The following is a 19562-nucleotide window of genomic DNA, read 5'->3' on the forward strand; positions in this document are numbered from 1 at the left end:
CGAAAACTTTATTGTGGATTAGTAATTACCACAATAAAGTTTTCGCTTTTTCACCTCTAATTAAAGTTTCACTTTATAAACTTTGAGACAATCGAACCATATCTCGACACTGTATTCCATTCTCAAAAATTTCTTCTGAATAATGTCTAATAAAAAAGTCTTGATCTATACCAATCATTCGAAAGCCACATTTTTGATAAAGAGCAAGCTGTCCAATACTAGAATTGCCCGTACCGATTTCAATCGTTTTGTAACCTTGTGCTTTCGCTCGTTGAATCGCATCCTTCACTAACTGCTTCCCGATTCCTTTGCCATGTTCACTCTCCGCCACAGCAATATTCACTAATTCCACTGTTTCTGGCCTTGTCGGAAGCAGCACGTACACACCAACTATTTTTTGACCGACTTCAGCGACAAAGCATTCCCCTCTACTGACATATTCTCTCACTAGCTTTTCAGAAGGGTCCGCTAACAATAACAACTTTATCGGCGGCTCTTCGTTTGGAGTTAATGTCCTAATCCGCATTATATATCTCCTCTCTATTCGCTTTGTTAGAAAGTGAAACCACATCATACGTTTCATGCTGAATGATCATTTTTAACGTCGCATACGCAAAAACCAGCATGAAAAACAAAATGGGAAAACCAGCAATCGTCGCTATTTGTTTCGTTGCATCAATTCCGCTAATCTTACCGCCAGCTGATAATAAATTAATAATCGCCATAGAGGACATGACGATCCCCCAGTAAATCTTGATTCTTCCCGGTGCTTCCACCATGTCATAATTGGAACTATGAATGGTTAAAGAGGAAACAGTAGAAGTCATCGAATCCGCCATTGTCACAATCGAAATAAACACGGTGAAGATGAAGATCAGACTAGTCACTGTCGTTAAAGGGTAATGTTCTAGGAAAGAAAAAACAGAAACCTCCATGCCGTTTTTTTGTATTGACTCCCAAATACCAGCCCCATTTAACTGAAGGTTGATCGCCGCTCCCCCAAACACAGAAAACCAAACAACACCAGCCGTCCCTGGCATGACGACATTCATCAACATAAATTGTTTAATTGTACGACCTTTTGATATTCGCGCTAAAAACATGCCCATTAGTGGCGCATACGCTAACCAGATTGCCCAATAATAGATCGGCCACCATCTCGGCCATTCTGAACCATCAATAGGACTTAAATATAAAGACCTCTCAAAAAAGTTATCTAAATAATGTCCAATGGATTGTGTCCCTAACGATAAAACAAAAGAAATCGGCCCGAAAATAAAGATAAAAATAACCATTCCAATAAATATTTTGGAGTTTATATCCGAAAGCCAACGAATCCCTTTATGTAGACCGCTATAACTTGAAATAATATATGTAGCCACAATCATGCTGACAATGATAATCCATGCCACTTTTCCATTAGGAATACCCGCAATGATCTGTAAACCGGTGGCAATTTGCATCGTGCCAACCCCAAGAACAGCTGCCACACCACCTGCCATCGCAAATAAGCAAATGTTATCAATCACTGCTCCGACAGCACCGTTCATTCTTTTACCAAGCAATGGATAAAGAATTGAACTTACTTGATAAGGAAGCTTCGCATTGTACACAGCAAAAGCCATTCCTACACCCGCTAACCCATAAATAGCATACGGCGAATACGTCCAGTGGATAAAGGTTTGAGTCATTGAAAACATCGCCGCCGCTTCACTTCCAGCCGTTAAACCAAGCTCTTCTGGCGGGCTCATAAAATGGGTAATGGGCTCGGCAATCCCCCAAAACAAAATGCCGGTCGCAATACCCGCTGTCAATGTAATCGCAAACCAATTCCAGGTCGACAATTCAGGCTTAGCTTCCGGTCCGCCAATTTTAATTTTTCCATACTTTGAGACCATCAAATATAAACAAATGACTAAAAATACTACACTTGCTAGTTGAAACAACCATCCAAACCGTTCAAAAGCAAACTGTACGATCGTATTTTCTGCCTCATAAAAAGATTCAGGAGCGATCACCCCAACAATAATAGCCAATATAAGAATGATACTCATCGGCACGAACACTGACCATCTAACTTTTGAATGTGTCATACTTCCCTCCCTATTTAAAGTTATACTAATATGAAATAGTCTTACATAAAAAATGGTTTGAAGAAAGCATAAATAGGCCGGATTCCTATACAAATAACCGTTATGATTTCATTAAGGAGTGAGCGATATGGGATGGGTAGAATCGATTCAGACAGCTATTGATTATATGGAGGAGCATTTGCTTGAAAATATAACAATTGAAAGCATAGCAAAACAAGCCAATGCCTCCCCCTTTCATTTTCAAAGAACATTTGCCATCTTAACAGATATGTCAATTGGAGAATATCTTCGGCAGAGACGCTTAACACTCGCTGCACAGGAGTTAACCAATACTAGCCACAAGATTATCGACATCGCCTATAAGTATGGCTATGAAACTCCTGAGGCTTTCTCGAAAGCCTTTCGCCGACAACATGGTATAAAACCTAGTGATGTGCGAAAAAACATCGGCAAACTAAAGTCTTATAACCGCCTGGTCATTCAGGTGAGTCTGAAAGGAGCAGAACCTATGAAGTATAAAATTGTAGAAAAAGAAAGCTTTCAAGTAGTAGGTGTAAGACGAGAATATTCATTCGCTAACGGCGAAAACCTGAAAGGAATCCCCGAGTTTTGGCGCAATATTCATCAAGATGGTACAGAAAAGTTCTTAGGTACATTAAACAATGGAGAATTAAAAGGAATGCTTGGTGTATGTGTGCCTAATAAAAAAGAACCCTCTCATCAAATGATGGATTATTGGATTGCTACAGCGCATGTTGGAGAAGCTCCTGAAGGATTACAAACCCTTGAGATTCCTGCCTCCAAATGGGGAATCTTTGAAGTTCATGGTCCAATGCCAGATGCGATGCAAAAAACATGGCAAATGATCACTTCAGAATGGTTTCCTTCCCATCAGTATGAGTATGCTGGCACCCCTGAACTAGAAGTATATACGAGTGAAGATCCATCAAACCCTGATCTATACTCTGAAATCTGGATACCGCTAAAATAAGAGACAAAAAACACGCAAATGTGTAAAAAGAACATTTGCGTGTTTTTTAATGATGGCTCACACTACTGCACAATCGGTAACGGATCTTCCAATCGTCTCCAATCACTTTTCAATTCATTATCCGTCAATAAACAAGCATCGAGCATCGCTTTAATCTGGTCTGCATCCATTTCATGACCGATAATGACTAGCTGCTGTTTGCGGTCTCCCGTGACGGGATCCCACATTTGCCGCAATTCAGGCTCTTCTTTAAACAGTTGCTCTCTTTCTTGTTCGGATAAATCAGCGACCCATTCACCCGCATATTCAAGCATAATCGATGGCCCTGCTTGCGAAAGCAAAATCGTTTCACTCGGCCGAGTAGCAAGCCAAATAAACCCTTTCGAACGGATCACTTCAGCAGGAAGGTCATGCCAAAATTGCTCAAATCGTCCGGGATGAAACGGAATATTTCGCTCGTAGACGAAAGACGAAATGCCAAACTCCTCTGTTTCTGGTGTATGCTCCCCATTCAGCTCTTTCAACCAACCAGCACTTTGACTCGCTTGTTCAAAATCAAATAAATTCGTTTGAAACAACTGATCAACAGGTACTTTTCCAAAAGAAGATTCAATAATATTAGTTGTTGGATTCAGCTTTTTCACAAAACCATATAAAGCGATTTTCGTTTCCTCGTCAATCAGATCTATTTTATTGAGCAAAATCACATCAGCAAATTCAATTTGATCAATCAACAAATCGACAATTTCCCTTGTATCTTCTTCTCCTGCTGCTTGTTTGCGGTCAATCAGCGATTCACCGGAAGAGTAATCGTGCCAAAAACGAAACGCATCAACGACTGTAACCATTGTATCTAATTGACAAGAAGCCGTTAAATCAATTCCTAGCTCTTCATCTTGATACGTAAACGTTTGAGCAACTGGCAACGGTTCACTAATTCCTGTCGACTCAATCACAATTCCGTCAAGGTCGCCCTGCTTTGCCAATTTATCGACTTCAATCAGTAAATCTTCCCGCAATGTGCAACAAATACAGCCATTTTGCAGTTCAATGAACTTCTCCTCTGTTCGTCTGAAACCGTTCTGATTCACAAGATCGGCGTCAATATTAATTTCACTCATATCATTGACAATGACTGCCAACTTTTTCCCTTCACGATTAGCTAGCAAGTGATTTAGCACCGTTGTTTTCCCTGCCCCAAGAAAACCGCTTAAAACGGTGACCGGTATTTTCCCCATCTTTCTCCCCCACTCTTTTTTTGAAAATCGTTATTATTTCGTTTTATATTTGATAAATGATTCTCCGGCATGCACTTCTAGCGCCAGAAATGTTGCGAGCGCTTGGTCCAAGCTCAAGCTCTGCCAATGCACCGATCGCATAAAGACCGTCCGTCCACTGCAAATTGGTCGTCAAGATCGGGTAGCCGCATGAAGCCGTTGGAAGCTGTTCTTCTTCAATCAACGCTTGTAGCCAGTCAAAGGTTGATAGATCGGAAGAAAAGCCTGTCGCTAAAACAATTTGTGCTGCACGAATCTGTTTTTCTTGTTTTGTTTTTAATTGGAGCGCATGAAGTGGCTTTTTCTCACATAACGTTACTTCATCATACAGCACTTGAATTAGCCCTTGCTGCATGTATTTTGTTAACTTTTTATACAGCGCAGGCGGCAAAGAACCGCGATGACGAGCACTCATAATCATCTCGCGCCTTTTCGTATAATCATTGACTGCTAAAAATCCGCTCATATATTTCGGCCCGAGCCAGCCCGGATCGCTGTCAAACTCGTGCACACGGAAGGAATGACGGCTAATCATCGTCACCGCTCGATTGGCTCGAACTAGTTGACACGCGAAATGAGCTGCGCTAATCCCTGCACCGATCACCACAACCGGATCATCGCTAGGCAATAAGTCGAGCTCGTCTTTTTGAAACAGATGAACCACCTGCTTCGATGTTCGATTTCTCCATACTGCTGCCCACTCCGGCCAAGCGAGTTGTTCGGTACAGCCGGTAGCAAGCACCACATTTTTGGCCTGCAGATGTTGCTCGTTCGTCTCTACTCGCCACAATGTGCCTTCTCTTTTTATACTTGTCACTTGGCCCTTAATCCAAGTAGCAGCCGATAAAGCCGATTGAATGGCCGCTTTTGAGTGCTCATTAAATAGTTCAAGCTGCGGCTTTTTATAATAACCTACTAATTGATCAGCTTTCCGTTGTTTACGAGCAAATGAATGTAAGCTCGCCGGTTCATAATCAAGATGATGAACTTGGGGCGAGCGCAAATAATCCATCCCTGTTCGATTGGTGTACATTTTCCAATTCATCAATGGTGCTTCATGACGATCTAAAATTGCCAGCCGTTCCGGTGCTGCTTTTCCCGATCGGACAAGGTGAATCGCCAATGTGCATCCCTGTATTCCCCCACCGATAATCAGCCAGTCCACCATCGTTTTATTTCGTCTCGCGATGAAGTGTGTAACGCTTTAAACGCGGACAATATTTCTTTAACTCTAAACGCTCCGGATTATTCCTTTTGTTTTTCGTTGTAATATAATTACGGTCTCCCGTTTCTGTGCATTGTAATGTAATATTTACTCTCATATTGGTCACCCTTTCTTTTTAATCGTAATCATTACGATTTATTTTATATGCTATTGGCTCTTTTGTGAAAAGTCAAGTGTTTTTAGAAATAAAGTATCTAATAATAAGCACATTGAACGATCTTGCTTATTCCATAAAACCTTCACGTTTTCCAGTAAATATCCGGAATCTATATAGTAAAATAGTTGTAGAAAACTGATTATAATGACCTAAAGAAAGGAATCCGATTATTTTGCAGCTGACTTTAACCTTTGTCATTTTAGTAATTACGATTGTTTTATTTATGACAAATCGCTTGCGGACGGATCTTGTCGCGATTCTCTCCTTGCTTGCGTTTGTCTTAGTTGGCATTTTAGATCCGACAGAAGCTTTTGCTGGGTTTTCCAACTCGGTTGTCATTATGCTAGCTGGTTTATTTATTGTAGGGGCCGGGATCTTTCGTACAGGGCTTGCACAAATGGCGGGAAATCTCCTTCTTCGCTTTTCAGGGGACAGCGAGAAGAAATTATTTATTTTGCTGCTCGTTATTGTCGCTTGTGTGGGAGCCTTTTTAAGCAATACGGGTACGGTTGCTTTAATGATACCGATCGTTGTCAGCATTGCGATGAGTATCAATAGCAGCCCATCCAAGTTCTTAATTCCGCTGTCTTATATGGCCAGCTTTTCGGGGATGTTAACGCTCATCGCTTCCCCCTCTAACTTAATTATTAGCCAAAGTCTTGTCGATCACGGCTATGAAAAGCTTGGTTTCTTTGAAATCACACCAATTGGTATCATCGGTGCTATCGTTGGTATCATTTATCTCTTTGTCGTTCGTAACCGCTTGTTGCCTAACGAAAAAAATAATAACCAGTCAAAAGCTGAACATAAGCTCTCTCCTAAACAACTGGCCGTTGATTATCAATTAGGTGGCCGGTTATATCAAGTAAAAGTACCAGCTGATTCAGAGATGGTTGGGAAACGACTCGCCCAATTGAAAATACCAGTTCAGTATCAAGTATGCATACTGAAAATCAGCCGAAAATCGACCGATGGAATCAGCCTTTTACCAATCACTTATCAGGAAATGGCTGGTCCAGAAAGTATGATTCAGCCGAAAGATGTGCTGTATATTCAAGGTTCTCTAGATAACATCAAAAAATTAGCCTCTGATTATTCGCTAATACTTGAAGAAGAACAATCAGAAGCTGACGAGCTTGTATCTAAAGAGCTGGGCATCGCGGAAGTGCTGTTAACTCCTCATTCTAGTTTAATTAATAAAACTGTTAGAGAAGTTCGGTTCCGTGAAAAATATAATTTAAATATTATCGGAATTAACCGACAAGGCAAATATGTGTTGCAGCAAATGTCGAAAGAGCGGCTGCGGTTTGGCGATGCGCTTCTAGTTCAAGGAGCATGGGAAGAAATTGAACTGCTAGCAAGAGAAACGAAAGATGTGGTTGTTATCGGACAACCGAAAGAACATGCAAGTATGGCAGCGGCAAGCGGAAAAGCTCCGATTGCTGGCGGCATTATGCTATTGATGATTTTATCTATGGCATTTGAAATATTCCCTGCTGTGATCTCTGTTTTACTCGCGGCGATCTTGATGATTGTAACTGGGTGCGTTCGCAATATGGATGACGCGTATAGCCGAATCAACTGGGAAAGCATTGTTTTAGTGGCGGCGATGCTACCGATGGCCACTGCCTTAGATAAAACCGGCGGCATGAAAATTTTATCAGAAGGAATTGTTCAATTGCTCGGCGGATTCGGCGCAATGGGCGTTCTTGCTGGCATTTATTTTTTAGCAATGGTCTTCAGCCAATTCATTAGCAACACTGCTACGACTGTGTTATTTGCGCCGATTGCTTTCAATGCTGCGATGAGCTTGGATGTCAACCCTGCTACGATGTTAATTGCGGTAGCCGTCAGTGCCAATATGGCGTTAGCTACACCTGTCGCTTCTCCGACAAACGCTCTTGTGATGACCGCAGGAGGTTATAAGTTTATCGATTTTGTCAAAGTAGGTGTACCTTTGCAACTATTAATGATGATCGTCATGATGGTGATCATTCCATTGTTCTTCCCTTTATAATTAAAATTTTCAAAAAAGTATTTGACAATCATAAAAAAGCATTTTAATATATAGAACATACCTTTCAACAAATTACTTAAAACACATTTGAATAATTGGAATTTATCACGAGTGACCGAGGGACAGGCCCTATGACGTCCGGCAACCCCCATACATTGGGAAGGTGCTAATTCCTACAGAATGGATTTCATTCTGAAAGATAAATCGACCGTTTCTTTAACGATGCTTCTTTCAGATATCTGAAAGAAGCATTTTTTATTGTTCAGGAAATTTATACATAGATAAGAGGGATTTCTTATGTTATCAATTCAGAATCTTACGAAAATATACGAAACAAAAAAGAAACAAGTAAAAGGTGTAGATGATGTATCGCTCGACATTCAAAAAGGAGAAATTTTTGGCATTGTTGGCTACTCAGGTGCTGGAAAAAGCTCGCTGTTGCGCTGTATTAATTTATTAGAGCGTCCCACAAACGGGAGTATCATCATCGATGGACAGGATTTAACGAAGCTACAAGGAGAAGCTTTGCGTAAAGCCCGCTTAAAAATCGGAATGATTTTCCAACATTTCCACCTAATTAGTCAAAAGACAGTCGGTGAAAATATCAGCTTCGCTTTACGGGCAGCGAATACACCAAAAGAACAGATTGCTAGCCGAGTGAGCGAACTGTTAAACATGGTCGGACTTGCCGACAAGATTGACGTCTATCCTGCTCAGCTTAGCGGCGGACAAAAACAGCGAGTAGGCATCGCAAGAGCGTTAGCCAATAATCCATCCATCCTACTTTGTGATGAAGCGACGTCTGCACTTGATCCAAAAACGACTGTATCGATTTTACGATTATTGAAAAAAATTAACCGAGAACTAAATATCACCATCGTCCTTATCACCCATGAAATGGACGTCGTGAAAGAAATTTGTGATCGCATGGTTATCATGCAAGACGGAAAAGTAATTGAAGAAGGACAAGTATATGATATTTTCGCGAATCCGGAAAAGCCGCTAACGAAAGAGTTCATTAGCAGTATCGTCTCCTTTGACTTACCGCCATCGATCGTTCAAAACGTTCAAGGGAAAATCGTGAAAGTGTTATTTAAAGGAGATGTCGCTGGTGAAGGTGTCATTTCTGATATGCTTCAAAACTTTGACGTTCGAGGAAATTTTCTGCACGGAACGATTGAATATATTCAAGAGAAGCCGCTAGGAATCTTCCTAATGGAATTACAAGGACAAGGTGACAACATTGCAAAAGCGAAATCTTATATGGAAAGCCGTGGCGCTTATGTGGAGGTGATTGAACATGTTATTTGATATTCAGCATTTCATCGAGATGCTACCAGACATTTGGAAAGCGTTTGGTGAAACATTATTAATGATTGGCATTTCTTTAAGCATTTCACTCCTTGTCGGTTTACCTCTTGGCATTATTTTGTTTGTCACAGATAAAGGTCTCTTCTGGGAGAACCGCTTTATAAAAGGAACTTTAGGCTTTATCGTCAATATGGTTCGCTCGATTCCATTCATTATTTTACTGGTGGCCTTATTCCCTTTAACTAAATTATTAGTTGGAGATACGATTGGACCGATTGCCGCGAGTGTTTCACTCTCTGTAGCGGCGATTCCCTTTTTCGCTCGGCTTGTCGAAACATCTTTGCGGGAAATTGATAAAGGCGTCATTGAAGCAGCCATTGCCGTTGGAGCCACGCCCTGGATGATTATTAAAGACGTACTGTTGCCTGAAGCAAAATCAAGCGTTGTACAAGGAATTACCTTAACGATTATCAGCCTAGTTGCCTATTCCGCAATGGCTGGCATCGTCGGCGGTGGAGGTATTGGCGATTTAGCGATTCGCTTTGGCTATTACCGCTATGACAACACGATCATGATTGCTACCGTCGTCATTTTAATCATCATCGTCCAACTGATTCAACAAACAGGAGATTTAATTGCTAAAGCGATTGATAAAAGATAAAAAAGGAGAAAGTGACATGAAAAAATTTTTACTAACCGCACTTATATTCATATTAGCTACCGCGCTAGCCGCTTGCGGAGGAAAGGATAAAGCAAGCCAATCAGTTAGTGACAATAAAGAAATTAAGCTTGGCGCCACAGCCGGACCATACAGTGATATGTTGAAAAAAGCGATCATTCCACAACTTGAGGAAAAAGGCTACAAAGTGGAACTGGTCGAATTCAGTGACTATGTTCAGCCAAACAAAGCATTGGATGCCGGCGATATCGACGCCAACTTATTCCAACATAGCATCTACCTTGAGAACTTCGCTAAAGAAAACAAGATGAAACTAACAGATTTAATCATCGTCCCAACGGCACCAATGGGCTTTTTCTCTAAAGAGTTTCAATCGATTGATGACATTAAAGATGGTGCTCGTGTAGCGATTGCTAACGACCCATCAAACGCTGCACGTACTCTGCTTTCTTTGCAAGAACAAGGTTTAATTAAAATTGATCCAAATATTGAAGAGTTAAAAGCATCAGAGAAAGATGTCATTGAAAATCCAAAAAACCTACAATTTCAACCTATTGAAGCAGCTGGCCTGCCACGTGCCATTGAAAGTGCGGACGTTGCCGCTGTCCCTGGTAACTTCGCATTAGCAGCAGGATTAGACTTACAAAAAGCATTATTTTTAGAAAATATGCCTGATAAATTCCGTAACATTGTCGCGGTAAAAGAAGAAAACAAAGACTCACAGTTATCAAAAGACATCGTTGAAATCGTGGAATCAGCGGAATTTGAAAAAGTGATCGATGCTGACTTTAAAGGTTTCGGTAAACCAGAATGGATGAAAAATCGATAATAGCAGTAAGTGACTGATTTTCTCACATTCACGACTAAAAATGCTCATTTACGGCCCAGCCCCATAGTCAATAGAAAAAAGCCGTGCAAAACACGGCTTTTTTCACTATTCCTTAGTCCATATTCACCCAAACACTCTTTACTTCTGTGAAGTTATCTAAAGCATAACTTCCCATTTCGCGTCCGATACCAGACTGTTTGTATCCACCAAATGGAGCAGCTGCATCAAATACATTGTAAGCATTGATCCATACCGTTCCAGCTTGTAATTTATGAGCAATGCTATGAGCTTTTTTCAAGTCTTGAGTCCAAATACCAGCTGCTAACCCGTAATGAGAGTTGTTCGCTTTTTCTACTAAATCATCAATATCATCAAATGGCATTGCAGCAACAACCGGGCCAAAGATTTCTTCATTCGCAATGGTCATTTTGCTATCAACGTCCGCAAAGATCGTTGGAGATACGAAATAACCTTTATCAAACGGAATCGTACCGCCCGTTAATACTTCTGCGCCTTCCTCAATTCCTTGATCAATGTAGCCTTTTACGCGTTGCTGTTGTGCCGCTGAAATTAAAGGCCCCATCGTTGTATCTAAATCTAAACCGTTTCCTTGTTTGACAGATTTAGCTGCTGTTGTTAAGTCAGCCATGACGTTATCGTACATGTTCTTTTGTACGAATAGACGGCTTCCTGCACAGCATACTTGACCTTGGTTAAACATGATGCCCATTAACGCCCCTGGAATCGCTTTCGTTAAATCAGCATCCGGTAAAATAATATTAGGTGATTTACCACCAAGTTCAAGCGTTACACGTTTTAATGTGTCCGCTGCCGATTTCATAATTGCTTTACCAACGGCCGTTGAACCTGTGAAAGCAATTTTATCTACTAGCGGATGATCAACAAGCGGTTGTCCAGCAGTTTTACCGTATCCTGGAACAATGTTCACTACCCCTTTAGGGAAGCCAGCTTCTTCAATTAATGTGGCTAAGTATAAAGCAGAAAGCGGTGTGTTTTCTGCCGGTTTAAGAACAATTGTACAACCAGTAGCGAGTGAAGCACCTAGCTTCCACGCAGCCATTAATAATGGGAAATTCCAAGGAATAATTTGACCAACTACTCCAACTGGCTCATGTCGAGTGTACATAAAATAATTTCCTTGTACTGGAATCGTTTGACCTACAATTTTCGTTGACCAGCCGGCAAAATAGCGAAAATGTTCAATCGCTAAAGGAACATCCGCATTTAACGTTTCTTGAAGTGGTTTACCGTTATCTAACGTATCTAATTGAGCTAGCTCTAGTTTATTCTCTTCCATTAAATCTGCTAATTTATAAATTAAGCGGCTTCTTTCCGCTGAGCCCATTTTCGACCAAGCACCGTGATCGAATGCTTCTCTTGCCGCACGAACCGCTAAGTCGATATCTTCTTCTACTGCTTCTGATACAACAGCTAACACGTCTCCTGTTGCAGGATTCAGTGTTTCAAATGTTTTTCCAGATACAGACTCAACAAATTCACCATTAATGTAAAGCTTCTTCAAACCTTCTAAAAACGAAACTACTTTTGGACTTAATTGACTTGTCATAAGTTGCTCTCTCCTTTTGATTTGAAAACTATGAAGCAACTAAATTATAATCCTCCAACATATAACAAAACAAGAAATTTGCACTATTAATTTAGCTTATATATACCAATTATACCTGTATATTTACAGGTGCAAAATGAGAAGCGAGCCAATAAACCTATGTAATACTTCCTTTTGGCTGTTTCAGTTACATATAGATAAAAGATAAGGTTGTATTAAAATTCATACAAAAACAGCTCTTCTTCCGCAAAACGGAAAAAGAGCTGTTTAACTGCCTTACAAACCAAAAATTATTCCTACAATAGAGTACACAATCACGGTCGAAAACAAGATTGTCATATGAAGAAGCGAGTATAAAAATAGCGATTTTGCCCATTTCTCCGAATCCATTTTTCGATAACCCGATACACTCAACACGAGCCAAATGACACTTAAGAGCAGTGCTACTAGCGTGATCCCTAAACTTAATGACATAAACAGAAAACTTGTTGCAATTAAAAGTACTAAGTACACATTCGTTTGAATATAGGTGCGTTTAAAGCCTTTCACTACCGGCAGCATCGGTACATTCGCTGCTTTATATTCGCTGTGCTTTCGGAGGGCAATGGCGTAAAAATGCGGCATTTGCCAAATGACCATTACAATAAACAAGCCAAGAATCGCCGGATGTGTGATATCTGGATGAACAGCCGCCCAGCCAATCAGAGGAGGCATCGCTCCAGAAATACTTCCTACCTCTGTATTATAAATGGTTCGGCGCTTCGTCCACATCGTATAAGGTACAACATAAAAAAACAAGCCTAAAAATCCTAGAAATGCTGCTAAAGGTGTCGTTAGTGCGAGAGCTCCAATACCGAGAACCGTTAGCAAAATACCAAGCCACAATACAAATTTCGGTGTGATTTCACCCGTCACAGTCGGTCTCGTTTTCGTTCTTTCCATCACCGCATCAATATCGCGATCATACAGGTTATTAAACGCACCAGCCGCTCCCATAATGAAAGCTGAGCCAACGAACGCAAAGATCATTGTCGGGATGTTCTCAACTAAATCCATTTGATACGTATATAAAGCCAATGTTAGTCCTGCAAACATCGGAATCAAATTAGATTTAATGATTCCTGTCTTAACCGTCTGTGCCAAAATGATTGACCAAGACCTTTCCGATGTCGTTGCAGAGTCTGTTTGAACCCTTTTAGCCATCTTTAATTCACTTCGCATGATTTTATTCTTCATTCCTTTTTATCATTTCACACTTTCTTCAATTTTATCATAAAACTTCATACATTCGTTGACTCATTCTTTCATTCTGTTATCAATATAAGCATAAGTCGTCATACTATTGTCATTTCTTTCAATAAGTTCACAGAAAATACATGATTGCGGTCATGTTTTTATCTGGCAAATAAACAGACAAGTGAGACATTCAAAGCACTGAACGTCTCACTTATCTGATTTTTATAATCCTTTCCTTTGCTGCAATAAAAATAAAGCTAAACCCATTAAAATAAGAGCGATACCGATCGCTTGCTGAAAAGAAATGACCTCACCTAAAATAAAATAAGCAAGAATACAAGTTCCAATCGTTTCTCCTAATATACTCATCGAGATCACAGAAGTACTCAGCCATTTTAACAGCCAATTAAACACGGTTTGCCCCAAAATCGTGGCGATAAACGCCAACCCAAGAAAAGACCACCACGTTTGGGCAGGATAATCCACAAAAGAGACTTGCTGGCTAAGAGCAAACACACTTAAAAATACAGAGCTGCTTGCATAGCCAATCATCGAATAAGGAACGAGAGAAAGACTTTTACGCACATGCTGGCCAACAAGAAAATAAGCCGTGATGACACCGGCTGCAATAAAAGCTAAAATGTCGCCAAACAGCGCCTGTCCGCTCACCTGAAAATCTCCCCAGCCAATGATTACGCTTCCCCCAATAGCAATGAGAAAACCAACAATTGCCCCTTTACTAAAGCGCTCTTTAAATAAAAAATAACCGCCTATCATCGAAAACAATGGCTGTAACGTCACAATAACCGTCGAGCTTGCTACGGACGTATAATTTAATGATTCAAACCACAACACATAATGAGCGGCTAAAAAGAAGCCAGACAATACCCCGAATCCCCACTGCTTTTTTGATAACGAACGCAATTCTTGACGATTCTCTTTGTTCATAAGTAAAAACGGCAAAAGGATCAAGGCCGCGAAAAATAGCCGATAAAACGCCGTAATGGCTGCTGGTGCATCTGCCAGCTTCACAAAGATCGCAGAAGTTGATAAAGCGACTACCCCCAAAAACAAGGCTACATAAGAAATAAACGGTGATTTCAATCCTGTTCCCCCTAAGCTGTCATACCCAGTAATAAAAACACTCCAATAATTAGTATAAAATTTTTATGCTTTTTTCAAAAGTAGGAATTCCCTCTGTTTAGTAAGTCAGCACAAAAAGCATAAAATAGACATGATAGTAGAAAGAACAGAATGTTTTAAAAAAAAGCCAGCAGTTGAAGAGCATTTTCAAAATCTTCAACTTGAATAACCTCCTTTTTACTTTGCTTAATATAGTCAAATAATTTTTGGAGTCGCAAAAAGATATCAAGATGACTAAAGAAAAATTCAATATAACAATGATCGTCCACGCTATTCACACTTCCCGTCAAACAGCTTCTTCTAACATCAATCAAGAGAACTGCAAATTTCAATATAGTTTTCATCATGTCATAGACCTTATATGATCAGAAACGTATAAAATCACATACCTTATATTCACTTTCTTACTACTTCGTCAAAAATTATCTTTCTCTGCAACCATCCTGCTTTCAGTAGAAACTTGAATTCTCACCCTGTATACTTAAAAACAAGGAGGGTGAAAATTTTATGAATATGACGATTAAAGAATTGCCGGACTATGAAGTGGCGTATATTAGACACGTAGGAAGCTACTTAGAAACTTCTAAAGCTTGGAGTAAATTGGCTGAATGGGCAAGTAAAAAAAGACTATATCATGACCAACACTTTATTGGTATATCACTAGATAACCCTCAACTCGTGGAAGAACAGGCTTGTCGCTACGATGCATGCATCACCATACCTAAAGGGTTCCACAAAGAGGATAACGATATAGTCGCTTATAAAACCCTTGAAGGCGGAATATATGCTTTATATCAGTTTTACAACTCCCTCGATAAATTTGCTCTCGCCTATCAAAGTATATTTGGTCAATGGCTTCCAAATAGTGAGTACGATGCTGACGATAAACCATGCCTTGAATTTTGCCTCAATAACCCTGCTACAGACCCGGAAGGAAAAGCGAAAGTGGATCTTTATATTCCAATCAAACAACGAACGTAACTTTTGATATGAAAAGAGCATGCTTTGATCAAAAATATCAAAACATGCTCTAACTGTATTAACAAAGCTCAAGAATTCGCTCTTTTTCTCCCTTCAAAATTTGATACAACTCATCAAGCTGTTGAATCTCATAAGTTGAAATAATATCAGTGTCATTGGATTTCATATTAGGATTGAACCAGCACGTATCTACACCCGCTAACTGCCCGCCTTTTATATCGGCACTTAAGGAGTCTCCGATAATCAATGCTTGATCTACAGAGAAGTTAGGAATGCGGACAAAAACATAATCGAAATACTCCTTCATCGGCTTTTGATAGCCGGTATCCTCTGAAACGAAAATACCTTTAAATAACGGATATAAGCCTGAATCACGTAACCGTTTGTGCTGAGTCTTAGACACGCCATTCGTCACAATATATAAGTCATATTGGTGTTGTAAATTTGTGATTAGTTCAAAGGCTCCATCTATCAGCTGATGTCCCTTCTCCAAATAGCTTCGGTACTTGTTGTCCAGTGCAGCTCCGTCCACTTCTTGACCATACGCCTCAAATAAAACAGAAAAACGTGTATTTAATACACCATCACGACTTATTTTTCCTTCTTCAAAGGCTCTCCAAAGACCTTGATTAATTTGCTTATATTGAGCTTCTACCTCTGCCGTTAGAGAGATGTCTTGACCCTCAAAAAGCAAGCGCAACGCTAAGTTTTCCGCTGCCCCAAAATCCAATAACGTATCATCTACATCAAATAATAATGTTTGATATTTCTTCAATATGCTCTCTCCATTCAATCTATCGTCTAATATTCATAAATATTGCTGGATCACCCGATTGAGATGTCTATAGCTTGTTCCAATTAAGTTAGCTGCGTCCTTTAAATTACGAATCCGATTCATCAAAAGAGACGGACAATATCTTCGCCTTTCTGATAAGCTTTCCAATTACTTTCCTAGCGCAGCGGCCTAAGAAGCAAAAGAGCCTGACCCGAAAAAATATCTAGTACCTAAAGAAGATCAAACCTTCTTTATTTAGATATCTTTTTGGATCCAGACTCTATTAAACCGACACTTATGCCTTTTTCACAAATTCCGACTTTAATTTCATCGCACCAAAACCGTCAATTTTGCAATCAATATTATGATCGCCATCTACTAAGCGAATGCTTTTTACTTTCGTTCCGATTTTTAATGTAGATGAACTTCCTTTTACTTTAAGATCTTTAATGACAGTGACAGAATCACCATCTTTTAAAATATTACCATTGGCATCTTTAACAACTTTTTGATCTTCATTATTTTCGGCTTCTGATTGTAACGTCCACTCATACGCACATTCTGGACATACAAAAAGACTTCCATCCTCGTATGTATATTCTGAATTACATTTTGGGCAATTTGGCAAATTCGACATAAATTTAATTCCTCCCGTCGTTATGGTTCATTTTATCACTATACATTAAACCACTACCACAAAGCCACCTTTTCATTAGAGAAAGCACTCTATACCATCTAGATAGAGTGCTTCCTCTTTTATATGTCATTATGTCCTCTAAGCAACTTCTTCAACAAACGTCGTATCAACGAATTCTAGGCTACTCGAATGTCGGAAAGTTGGCAGTGGATTCTGGTCGATAAAACAAGAAAGCCCTTGGCAATGGAAACTCATTGCACATAGCTCCTTTTTTTGTTCCCTTTTCATGGCTTTGGCAAAGTAACGTATTTCATCAAGTAACCGTTCATACTCTTCCATCTCACTTAAATAAGACATATGTATTTCCGCTAAAATGTCTAATTGATTGTCATATGCCTTCGTGATTAAAGTAGCTGTCCACGCATCATGAACATTAGGCTCCGCACTAACCCCATAGATCCCTTCACAAATTCGAAAGATTGTCCACAAAATCCCTCACTCCTTTGGTTGAATCATTTCTTCTGGACGAACGAACTCGTCAAATTGCTCTTCTGTCAATAAGTCTAGTTTCAACGCCGCTTCTTTTAACGTTAAACCTTCTTTATGTGCCAATTTCGCAATAGATGCTGCGTTTTCATAACCGATATGAGGGTTTAATGCAGTTACAAGCATGAGCGAGTTTTCTAAGTTTTGCTGAATAACTTCTAAATTCGCCTCAATTCCGACAGCACAATGCTTATTAAATGACTCCATAGCATCAGCTAAAAGCCGTACAGATTGGAGGAAATTATAAATGATCACCGGTTTAAATACGTTTAACTCAAAGTTTCCTTGACTTGCGGCCATACCGATTGTCATATCATTGCCCATCACTTGGCAAACGACCATCGTTAATGCTTCACTTTGCGTTGGATTGACCTTCCCCGGCATAATGGAACTACCTGGTTCATTCGCAGGAATTACGATCTCTCCTATGCCACAACGTGGACCGCTAGCTAACCACCTAACATCATTTGCTATTTTCATTAAATCAGCCGCTAACGCTTTTAATGCACCGTGTACATGAACAATCTCGTCATGACTCGTTAAAGAATGAAATTTGTTTGCAGCAGTGACAAAAGCTTTTCCCGTTAGTTGACTAATTTGTTCAGCCATCATTTCCCCGTATTTTGGATGAGCATTAATCCCTGTACCTACAGCTGTTCCACCAATGGCTAATTCCCTCATTGACTTAACACTATCTGTAATCATTTTCTCCGTTTTTTCAAGCATACGAACCCAGCCACTAATCTCTTGTCCTAACGTCAACGGAGTGGCGTCTTGCAAATGAGTTCGTCCAATTTTAATAACATCAGCAAACTCTTCTACTTTCTTTTCTAATGTTTCTTTTAACTGGCGTAGTGCCGGCAGCAATTGATCTTCAACAGCCAATACACCTGCTATATGCATCGCTGTCGGAAAGGTATCATTAGAGCTTTGTGATTTATTCACATCATCATTCGGATGAACCGTAACATTCTCATTCATGTTTGATAATAGCTCATTCCCACGGTGGGCGATGACTTCATTGACGTTCATATTTGATTGTGTTCCGCTTCCTGTTTGCCAAACGACAAGTGGAAAATGTTCATCTAGCTTTCCTTCTAAAATTTCATCTGCTGCTCTCACGATGACTTCTGCTTTCACAGATTCAATCTTTCCTAATTTCTCATTAACTAGAGCGGCACTTTTCTTTAAAATCGCAAATCCCTCAATGACTTTCTTAGGCATGTGTTCCGTTCCTATTTTAAAATTTTGACTGCTGCGCTGAGTTTGAGCCCCCCACAATTTATCTACTGGCACTTGAATTTCCCCAATCGTATCCTTTTCTATTCTGAATTCCATTCTATCTTCCTCCTGTATTCGTTTACTAATGATTATTTTCACCAAGTAACAAATCTATTCTCTTGTATAACTGTGCTATTTAATATATTCATCATCATTGTCGCGATATAACACCATATTAATTGATTATGATTATCATTGTCAAACTATTGATGTCATATTTTACAAAGTATTGGCTTCTAATGCAAAAAGAACGTGTCTTGAACTAGTTGCTCAAAACACGTCATTTATAATCATTCAACGAACGTCTTCATCAGTTAGCTTTAATAAAAATAAAAATGTGCAAAGGATTTTATATCCTTTGCACATTTTTTCAATAAATATTTAACTCCGCAGGCAAGATTCGAACTTGCGACCGATCGGTTAACAGCCGATAGCTCTACCACTGAGCTACTGCGGAAAGAAGTGGGCCTGAATGGACTTGAACCATCGACCTCACGCTTATCAGGCGTGCGCTCTAACCAGCTGAGCTACAGGCCCATTTAAAATTAAATGGAGCGGGTGATGGGAATCGAACCCACGACATCAGCTTGGAAGGCTGAGGTTTTACCATTAAACTACACCCGCATAGACTAGACATGGAGGCGGCAACCGGATTTGAACCGGTGATAAAGGTTTTGCAGACCTCTGCCTTACCACTTGGCTATGCCGCCCTTTATATGGGATGGCTGGGCTAGCTGGATTCGAACCAGCGCATGACGGAGTCAAAGTCCGTTGCCTTACCGCTTGGCTATAGCCC

Annotated in this window: 19 protein-coding genes, 4 tRNA genes and 1 riboswitch; of the genes, 6 read left to right on the forward strand and 17 right to left on the reverse strand. The window is 40.0% G+C overall.

Annotation, left to right across the window (positions count from 1 at the left end):
• Nucleotides 1–73: 73 nt before the first annotated feature.
• Both IRB43_RS15425 and IRB43_RS15430 read right to left on the reverse strand, forming a co-directional pair.
• Entirely contained in the window at nucleotides 74–526 is a 453-nt protein-coding gene (locus IRB43_RS15425) for a GNAT family N-acetyltransferase (protein ID WP_203364378.1), read from the reverse strand.
• Nucleotides 516–2093 carry a BCCT family transporter gene (locus IRB43_RS15430; RefSeq protein WP_203364379.1) on the reverse strand — a complete coding sequence of 526 codons (1578 nt, stop codon included), beginning with the start codon at nucleotides 2091–2093 and terminating at the stop codon, nucleotides 516–518. The genes IRB43_RS15425 and IRB43_RS15430 overlap by 11 nt, the downstream gene beginning before the upstream one ends.
• 127 nt (nucleotides 2094–2220) lie before the next feature.
• On the opposite strand from IRB43_RS15430, the gene IRB43_RS15435 reads away from it, so the two are divergent.
• Nucleotides 2221–3084, forward strand: coding sequence for an AraC family transcriptional regulator (locus tag IRB43_RS15435; protein WP_203364380.1), 864 nt, complete (start codon nucleotides 2221–2223; stop codon nucleotides 3082–3084).
• 62 nt (nucleotides 3085–3146) lie between these two features.
• Here IRB43_RS15435 and IRB43_RS15440 read toward each other — a convergent pair whose 3' ends face one another.
• The 3 genes from IRB43_RS15440 to rpmG are packed head-to-tail and all read right to left on the reverse strand — an operon-like array spanning nucleotide 3147 to nucleotide 5683.
• The gene (locus IRB43_RS15440) at nucleotides 3147–4322 is read right to left on the reverse strand and encodes a GTP-binding protein (RefSeq protein ID WP_203364381.1); all 1176 of its coding nucleotides are present in this window, start codon (nucleotides 4320–4322) and stop codon (nucleotides 3147–3149) included.
• Nucleotides 4323–4365: 43 nt separating this feature from the next.
• Nucleotides 4366–5529: an FAD/NAD(P)-binding protein gene (locus tag IRB43_RS15445; RefSeq protein ID WP_203364382.1), complete on the reverse strand. Its 1164-nt coding sequence runs from the start codon at nucleotides 5527–5529 to the stop codon at nucleotides 4366–4368.
• Between the two features lie 4 nt (nucleotides 5530–5533).
• Nucleotides 5534–5683 (reverse strand): 50S ribosomal protein L33, encoded by a 150-nt coding sequence (gene rpmG / locus IRB43_RS15450; RefSeq protein WP_203364383.1) that lies wholly within the window; start codon nucleotides 5681–5683, stop codon nucleotides 5534–5536.
• A 226-nt stretch (nucleotides 5684–5909) separates the two neighbouring features.
• On the opposite strand from rpmG, the gene IRB43_RS15455 reads away from it, so the two are divergent.
• The 4 genes from IRB43_RS15455 to IRB43_RS15470 all read left to right on the forward strand — a co-directional run bounded on the left by IRB43_RS15455 (nucleotide 5910) and on the right by IRB43_RS15470 (nucleotide 10579).
• The gene (locus IRB43_RS15455; RefSeq protein ID WP_203364399.1) at nucleotides 5910–7760 is read left to right on the forward strand and encodes an SLC13 family permease; all 1851 of its coding nucleotides are present in this window, start codon (nucleotides 5910–5912) and stop codon (nucleotides 7758–7760) included.
• A 99-nt stretch (nucleotides 7761–7859) separates the two neighbouring features.
• Nucleotides 7860–7966, forward strand: a riboswitch (SAM riboswitch).
• Nucleotides 7967–8057: 91 nt separating this feature from the next.
• Entirely contained in the window at nucleotides 8058–9071 is a 1014-nt protein-coding gene (locus tag IRB43_RS15460; protein WP_203364384.1) for a methionine ABC transporter ATP-binding protein, read from the forward strand.
• Nucleotides 9061–9732 (forward strand): methionine ABC transporter permease, encoded by a 672-nt coding sequence (locus tag IRB43_RS15465; RefSeq protein ID WP_203364385.1) that lies wholly within the window; start codon nucleotides 9061–9063, stop codon nucleotides 9730–9732. The genes IRB43_RS15460 and IRB43_RS15465 overlap by 11 nt, the downstream gene beginning before the upstream one ends.
• A gap of 16 nt (nucleotides 9733–9748) precedes the next feature.
• On the forward strand, nucleotides 9749–10579 hold the full coding sequence (locus IRB43_RS15470) for a MetQ/NlpA family ABC transporter substrate-binding protein (RefSeq protein WP_203364386.1): 831 nt from the start codon (nucleotides 9749–9751) through the stop codon (nucleotides 10577–10579).
• A 112-nt stretch (nucleotides 10580–10691) separates the two neighbouring features.
• On the opposite strand, the gene IRB43_RS15475 is transcribed toward IRB43_RS15470, so the two are convergent.
• The 4 genes from IRB43_RS15475 to IRB43_RS15490 form a co-directional block, all read right to left on the reverse strand.
• Nucleotides 10692–12167 (reverse strand): aldehyde dehydrogenase family protein, encoded by a 1476-nt coding sequence (locus IRB43_RS15475; protein WP_203364387.1) that lies wholly within the window; start codon nucleotides 12165–12167, stop codon nucleotides 10692–10694.
• Nucleotides 12168–12443: 276 nt separating this feature from the next.
• A complete protein-coding gene (gene cyoE, locus IRB43_RS15480) occupies nucleotides 12444–13370 on the reverse strand; it encodes a heme o synthase (protein ID WP_238942048.1) in 927 nt (308 codons plus the stop codon).
• 255 nt (nucleotides 13371–13625) lie between these two features.
• A complete protein-coding gene (locus IRB43_RS15485) occupies nucleotides 13626–14507 on the reverse strand; it encodes a DMT family transporter (protein ID WP_203364388.1) in 882 nt (293 codons plus the stop codon).
• Between the two features lie 155 nt (nucleotides 14508–14662).
• The gene (locus IRB43_RS15490) at nucleotides 14663–14893 is read right to left on the reverse strand and encodes a hypothetical protein (protein ID WP_203364389.1); all 231 of its coding nucleotides are present in this window, start codon (nucleotides 14891–14893) and stop codon (nucleotides 14663–14665) included.
• A gap of 160 nt (nucleotides 14894–15053) precedes the next feature.
• Between IRB43_RS15490 and IRB43_RS15495 the strand changes: the two genes are divergently transcribed.
• Nucleotides 15054–15527: an AraC family transcriptional regulator gene (locus IRB43_RS15495; protein WP_203364390.1), complete on the forward strand. Its 474-nt coding sequence runs from the start codon at nucleotides 15054–15056 to the stop codon at nucleotides 15525–15527.
• Between the two features lie 58 nt (nucleotides 15528–15585).
• On the opposite strand, the gene IRB43_RS15500 is transcribed toward IRB43_RS15495, so the two are convergent.
• The 8 genes from IRB43_RS15500 to IRB43_RS15535 all read right to left on the reverse strand — a co-directional run bounded on the left by IRB43_RS15500 (nucleotide 15586) and on the right by IRB43_RS15535 (nucleotide 19476).
• On the reverse strand, nucleotides 15586–16302 hold the full coding sequence (locus IRB43_RS15500) for a YjjG family noncanonical pyrimidine nucleotidase (RefSeq protein ID WP_203364391.1): 717 nt from the start codon (nucleotides 16300–16302) through the stop codon (nucleotides 15586–15588).
• 295 nt (nucleotides 16303–16597) lie between these two features.
• Nucleotides 16598–16939, reverse strand: coding sequence for a zinc ribbon domain-containing protein YjdM (locus IRB43_RS15505; RefSeq protein ID WP_203364392.1), 342 nt, complete (start codon nucleotides 16937–16939; stop codon nucleotides 16598–16600).
• A gap of 138 nt (nucleotides 16940–17077) precedes the next feature.
• A complete protein-coding gene (locus IRB43_RS15510; RefSeq protein ID WP_203364393.1) occupies nucleotides 17078–17428 on the reverse strand; it encodes a hypothetical protein in 351 nt (116 codons plus the stop codon).
• 6 nt (nucleotides 17429–17434) lie between these two features.
• Nucleotides 17435–18823, reverse strand: coding sequence for a class II fumarate hydratase (gene fumC, locus IRB43_RS15515; protein WP_203364394.1), 1389 nt, complete (start codon nucleotides 18821–18823; stop codon nucleotides 17435–17437).
• Nucleotides 18824–19151: 328 nt separating this feature from the next.
• Nucleotides 19152–19223, reverse strand: a tRNA-Asn gene (locus IRB43_RS15520).
• Nucleotides 19224–19229: 6 nt separating this feature from the next.
• Nucleotides 19230–19303 (reverse strand) — tRNA-Ile (locus tag IRB43_RS15525).
• 13 nt (nucleotides 19304–19316) lie between these two features.
• A tRNA-Gly gene (locus IRB43_RS15530) sits at nucleotides 19317–19390 on the reverse strand.
• A gap of 12 nt (nucleotides 19391–19402) precedes the next feature.
• Nucleotides 19403–19476: transfer RNA gene (locus IRB43_RS15535), tRNA-Cys, on the reverse strand.
• Between the last annotated feature and the right edge of the window lie 86 nt (nucleotides 19477–19562).

The sequence above is a fragment of the Bacillus sp. REN10 genome, assembly GCF_016820555.1.
Classification (GTDB): domain Bacteria; phylum Bacillota; class Bacilli; order Bacillales; family Domibacillaceae; genus Bacillus_CE.